Here is a 5,725-nt window from a genome sequence, read left to right on the forward strand (position 1 = left end):
GCGGCTAGCTCTCCTCGCCGACCAGTGGGTAGCCGCCCCGCCGCCATCCGGCGTAGCCGTCCTCAAAGTCGATCACGTTCGTGTAGCCCCTCTCTTCCAGGGCCTGTGCGGCCTTGAGGGACGCGGTGCAGTCGGCATTGGCGCAGTACACCACAATGGGCTCGTCCTTGTTGGGCACGAGCGTTTCGACCCGCTCGATATCGTCGACCGGGACGTTGATGGAGCCCGGAATGTGCTTCGCCACGTGGACGTCCTGGGGCAATGTATTGATGACGACCGGCGGGCGCTCCCCTTCGAGCGCGTCTTTGAGGTCGTCGGCGGAAATGGTGGTCAGTGTGTCGGGCATATCCACAAGGAGAAAAATGCGGTGAGACAGCGAACATGTGCCTGAGCAGGACGCCGTAAAATCGGAAGTGCCCAGCACAGGATCCTCTGTGAGTGCAGAGAGGCGAGGTGTTACATGTCTTCAAGGAATTTCCGGAGCGGGGGGCGGATCCGCCCGTCAGGGCAGTCGTTGGGCGCCGCCGGTCCATCGTTGCACTCATTCCCACCTCTGTATGCGTCCCGCCCGGCTGTTCCTTCCGTGCCTTCTCGTCGTGTTGCTCGCCGCGCCCGTCCGGGCCCAAGACACGTCCGACGTGGCGTTCCGTGTGCAAATGCCCGACAGCGTGGTGGTCACAGCCGCTCGCGTGGCCTCGGCGGCGCAGGAGACGGGCCGTCGGGTGGACGTGTACACGCAGCAGGACATCCAGTCCCTGTCCGTCAACAGCCTGGACCAGCTGCTCAATGTCGCGGCGGGGCTGGACGTGAAAAGCCGGGGCGGGTTCGGCGTGCAGAGCGACCTCACGATGCGCGGCTCCACGTTCAACGGCGTCCTTCTGTTGCTCGACGGCGCCCGGCTCAACGATCCGTACACGGGGCACTTCCTGATGGATCTGCCGGTGCCCCTTTCGGAGATCGCCCGGGTCGAGGTGCTCCACGGCCCGGCGACGGCCCTCTACGGGCCCGACGCGCTCGGAGGGGTCGTGCACCTCATCACAAAGACGGCCCTGCGCAGAGAGGACGCCTCAGAAGAGGGAACTACGGCTCAGGTTGACGGCCGGTACGGGAAGAACAACTTCTACGACGTGGGGGCGGCGGCCCGCATCGCGGGCGAGCAGACGGCCGCGAGTGCGGCGGCCTCGGTGCAGGGAAGCGATGGGCGGAGGGTGTCGGTGGATCCGGAGGGGACGACCGACCTGTCTAGCACCGTGCAGACGGACTTCGAGCGACGGGCGGTGACCGCCGCGGTGGCCCGAGACGTGGGAACCGCGACGCTCTACACCCGGGCCGGGGTGGACGATCGGGAGTTCGGGGCGTACCACTTTTACACGGACTTTGGCACGGACCGGGCCCGAGAGGCCACCTCGACCTTCTGGCTGCAGAGCCGCCTGGCGAGCTCCGGCGAGGGCAATACGCCCTGGCAGGTACAGCTCTTCGGCAAGCAGCACCGCGACCGCTACACGTACAATCCCAACGTGGGCGCCAACACCCACACCAGTCGTCGCCTCCGCGTGCAGGGGCAAGGTTCCCACACGTGGGGCGACGTCCGGGCAACCGGCGGGGCCTCCGCCGAGCTCCGCGGGGTTGATAGCAATCGGGACGGGGTGCACGGCGACCAGTCCATCGGGGCCTTCGTGAGCCTGCGCTGGCGTGCGACGTCCCGCCTCACGATCAACCAGAGCACGCGTGTCGATTACGACCCGACGTACGGGACGGAGCCGACCCCGCAGCTCTATCTGGCGTACAATGTCGGTCCCGCCACCGTCCGCGCGGGGGGAGGACGCGTGGTGCGGGCCCCCAACTACGTGGAACGCTTTATCAACTCGCCCAGCAACCAGGGCAACGCCGCCCTCACCGCCGAGACGGCCTGGTCGGGGGAGGCCGGGGTGGACGTACGCCTGCCGGCGAACCTGTCCCTTTCCGCGACGGGCTTTCACCGCACCACCGACAACGCCATCGATTATCTCCGGAACGAGGCGGAACGAGTGTTCGAGGCCCAAAACCTGGACCGGACCACCACCACGGGCCTCGAGACCGAGCTGTCGTTCGACCGAACCCTTGGGGCCGTGGGCCTCAGCCTCGACGCGGCCTACACGCTCCTCGACGCCAGCCTCGACGGGCAGAGGCCCCCCTCCGACTACAAGTACGGCCTCGACGCGGCTCGTCACCAGCTCCAGGGCAGCGCGTCGGTGCGGGCCGGGGCCGTAACGCTGGGCCTTCAGGGGCGATGGAAGGACCGGCTCCGCGACGCGCCCCTGGCGACCGACCGATACGGGGTGGTGCACGGCCGGCTGGCCTACGACACGCGCCTCTCCGGGGCCCGCACCACGCTGTCCGTCGAGCTCCGAAACGCCTTCGACCGGCAGTACAGCGAGATCTTCGACGCGCCGCTGCCGCGCCGCACGCTGCTGGTCGGGGCGGAGGTGGCGCTGTAGCGGACGGCCGCGGCGGCGATGGACAGCGCCCCCCTACGCCTCCTCGGCAAGGAGAAGAGCCCCGAGCGCGACGCCGAGGAAGAGAGGCCTCCCCGGATTGGACCCGTCGGAGGGCAGCGAGGGGGAGCGCTGGACAGAGCGCTGGGGCCGTGGGCGGGGCGGGCCGTTGCGTTCTTGCGTCTTCGCCCGCGGCAGAACGACGCCCCGTAGCGACCCCACCTGGGCGAGGGCAGGCACTTGCGCAATGGGCAGCCGGCCCGACACCACCCGTCCGGCGACGGCCCCGTCTGTGAGTCCGAGCGCGGCTAGGTCCGCCCGCAGCTGCTCGGCTGACGTCGTGGCGATGGCGTCGATGGTCACGTAGCCGTCGCTCACGGAAGCGTCGGTTGTGCTCGGCGAGAAGGATGCCCCTCCCTCTCGCCGCCGAAACGCCCGGTACTCGTGGTAGAGCAGCAGCAGGTCCAGGCCGGCCTTGGCAAGCGGTCCGTCTTTGCCCGTCCGGTCGGGCCCGTGGAAGTCCCGGAGCGCCTCCGCCCGGAGGCTGTCGGACAGGGGCTGGGCCGGGCTCGGGGCCGGAATGAGAACCGTGGCGAGCAGGAGGATCAGACCGGTTGGCAACAGCGACGAGGACGGCATAGGGGAGGGCCCACTATCGGACGCGAACGAACTGTCGGGTGGCGGTGAAGGAGGGGCCGGTGACGCGAAGGAAATACACGCCGCTCCGCAGATTGTCCCCCAGCGCCAGGGTCTTGGGGTCGTCGGCGGTCAGCGGACCATCGTGGAGGAGCGCCACCCGCTGGCCGAGCACGTTGTAGACCTCGACCCGCACATCCTGGGGCTTTCCCACGACGACCGACACAGCGCCTTCGTCGGTGATTGGATTCGGGGTGACCGCAGACACGCTGTGCGTCGTGGAGAGGGCGCGTGTGAGCGTAATCTCCTTGCTGTAGGTCGTCGACCCGTCGAGGTCTTCCTGCCGGAGCCGAAAGGTGTGGACGCCCGGGGCGAGCGGGTCAGTGCGGTGGCGGTACGAGCGTGGCTCGGTGGTTGTGCCGGCGCCCTCCTCATAGGCGATGGTCTCGAACGAGTCGTCGCCGTGCTTGTGTTCAATTCCGAACCCGGCGTTGTTCGTCTCGCTTTGCGTGGTCCAGGTGAGCGTAGCGCGCTCTCCGGCCACCACCGCCTCGAAGTCGGCCAGCTCCACGGGCAGGGCCGCGGCGGTGGCCTGCATAAACCCGTGCCCGCTCCAGAAATCAACGCCCGAGGGAACGGCCACTTCGTCCCCGTCCCGGGTCTGGCGCATCGTCACGTCCCGGGCGTTCGTTTCGAGCTGGTCGTAGACCTCGGCGGGAGAGAAGCCGGGATTGGCCTCCCGGACGAGCGCCGCGATGGCGGCCCCATTCGGAGCCGCCGCCGAGGTCCCGAAAAAGTTGGGGAACGTGTCCGTGTCGTAGGCCGAGTCGGTGCCAAAAAAGGTGTTGTCGATGCCGTCGGTCCCGGTGAGGTCGGGCTTCTCGCGGGCCTCCGGCGCCAGGATCGGCGTGCCGGTCTCGTCGAACCGGATTTTGATGCCCCCTTTTGAGGAAAAGGGCTCCAGCACGGCCGGGTCGACGTTCGGGTTGTACGCCGCGGTGTTGAAGAACGGCGCCGCGGCGACGGCCATGGCGCCCTCGGCCATGGGGTGACCGTAGACCGTGGGGCCGAGCGTGTCGTACTCTTCGATCTCAAAATTGGACCCAGAATAGATGTACTTCACGCCGTCGGGGTTGGGGCCCGCAGCCTTTTCAATGACGAGGTGGTACGTCGAGTCCGCCACGCCGTCCTGGTTGGCGTCGATGGTCCCGAGATTTGTGTATTCCAGAACCCCCTCCACGGGGAGGCCGATGGCGTCGCTGTCGCGGGCAGACTGGGCGACGATGCCGAGCGTGTCGTTCACGAGGGCCACGTCGAGGTCGGTGTCCGCCCCCGCGGACCCGTCGACGAGGGCCGACGGGTCGGTCCACTGCATCGTAAAGATGCGAAAGGTCCCAAGCGATCGGACGGTGATCCGCTGGAGCGTGTCGACTGCGCTGCCGGACGGGTCGAAGTCGTGGGCCACGGCTCCGCTGCTGATGACGCCCTGTTTCCCGGAGTCGCGGAAGCCGTCCTGGTAGGAGTTCTGGCCGTCGTTGCCGGCGGAGGAAAAGTACGCGACGCCCTCATCGGCCACGCTGTCCACGACGTTGGTGATGGGGCCGTCCTGGAAGAACGGCTCGGTGTTGTACCGGACGTCGTCGACGATGATGTCGCAGTCGCCTTTGTTGGGGTCGGCCAGGGCGCGAATGCCGTCCACGAAGGTGGCGATGCCGCCGAACGCCGTGTGGAAGCCCAGTTCGGCGCCGGGGGCGATGTCGTGGATAAGCTGCAGCATCGCGCGCCCCTCGTCGCTGCCCGGCTCGCTGTCGTTGAGCACGTCCACGGGCGTGGTGCGGCCCGCCGGGTTGCCCGGCCCTGGCAGGTCGCCCGATGCAATGTCGTCCTGGGCCGAGGTGGCGGCGGTGGAGCTCCGATCGTAGCTGTCCGACAACGCGCACACCTTTTGCCCGCTGCCGTCCACGCCGAGGTCGGCCCGCCCCTCGACGGCGTGGTGGGCCGTGTCGGCCTCCGAGCCGACGCTCCCGGCATGGACCTGGGCGTAGGCCGGCACCATGCCCCGGAGGGAGGGAAGTTGGGCTGCGTCTTTTAGGGCCGAAATGGGCAGGCGGCCTGAGACGGTGGAGCCCGCCTTCGTGCCTCGCTCCAGGCCGAGTCCCCGGAGGTCGGCCAAGAGGCCCTCCCCGTCCGTCGCGACGGCGGTGACCGTCACGGACTGGCCGTCCCGCGAGACGGGGGTGTGGTAGCGGGCCCTCGGGGCCTGATGCAGCCGCTTCGTGCCGCCGAAGAGTTGCCGAACCGCCGGGCCCCCGCCCGCGTCGTGCTGGTAGTAAAGCGTCGCGAGGTCCGCCCCGATGGGGGAAAGGGGGCCATCCTTGTGATGCGGCCGAGTGGCGGAGGCGCGGAGGGCCTGGTGCACGCGCTGCCGGACCTGCGGGGCGGCATCCTGCACCCGAGGAGCAATCGGCGCGGTTATGCTCGGGGCCTGTGCCATGGCCGCGGGGACCCCGAGAACGGCGAGGCCCCCGAGGAGGACCAGAACGGACAGCCGGAGCGTGTGCACGAGAACGTACGGCCGAGTGGAGAGAAACAGATTCCAACATCGCCGCCAGCCC

At 68.7% G+C, this 5,725-nt stretch carries 4 protein-coding genes; 1 reads left to right on the top strand and 3 read right to left on the bottom strand.

Annotated features, from left to right (window positions below; translation table 11 throughout):
- Positions 1–4: 4 nt before the first annotated feature.
- On the bottom strand, positions 5–346 hold the full coding sequence (locus V5A20_RS12850; protein WP_332316859.1) for a rhodanese-like domain-containing protein: 342 nt from the start codon (positions 344–346) through the stop codon (positions 5–7).
- 211 nt (positions 347–557) lie between these two features.
- On the opposite strand from V5A20_RS12850, the gene V5A20_RS12855 reads away from it, so the two are divergent.
- Positions 558–2,477: a TonB-dependent receptor plug domain-containing protein gene (locus tag V5A20_RS12855; RefSeq protein WP_332316858.1), complete on the top strand. Its 1,920-nt coding sequence runs from the start codon at positions 558–560 to the stop codon at positions 2,475–2,477.
- Between the two features lie 33 nt (positions 2,478–2,510).
- Here the strand turns inward: V5A20_RS12855 and V5A20_RS12860 are convergent, their stop codons facing one another.
- Positions 2,511–3,113, bottom strand: a complete 603-nt coding sequence (locus tag V5A20_RS12860) for a hypothetical protein (protein WP_332316857.1) — start codon at positions 3,111–3,113, stop codon at positions 2,511–2,513.
- A 13-nt stretch (positions 3,114–3,126) separates the two neighbouring features.
- Positions 3,127–5,725, bottom strand: a 2,599-nt coding sequence (locus V5A20_RS12865; protein WP_332327513.1) for a T9SS type A sorting domain-containing protein, incomplete at its 5' end; no start/stop codon positions are given.

This window comes from Salinibacter sp. (assembly GCF_036626415.1).
Lineage (GTDB): Bacteria > Bacteroidota > Rhodothermia > Rhodothermales > Salinibacteraceae > Salinibacter.

What these genes read in the sequence shown, in the direction of transcription:
- V5A20_RS12855 (WP_332316858.1), top strand. Translation starts at nt 558, where the DNA reads ATGCGTCCCGCCCGGCTGTTCCTTCCGTGCCTTCTCGTCGTGTTGCTC.
- V5A20_RS12860 (WP_332316857.1), bottom strand. Translation starts at nt 3,113, where the DNA reads ATGCCGTCCTCGTCGCTGTTGCCAACCGGTCTGATCCTCCTGCTCGCC.
- V5A20_RS12850 (WP_332316859.1), bottom strand. Translation starts at nt 346, where the DNA reads ATGCCCGACACACTGACCACCATTTCCGCCGACGACCTCAAAGACGCG.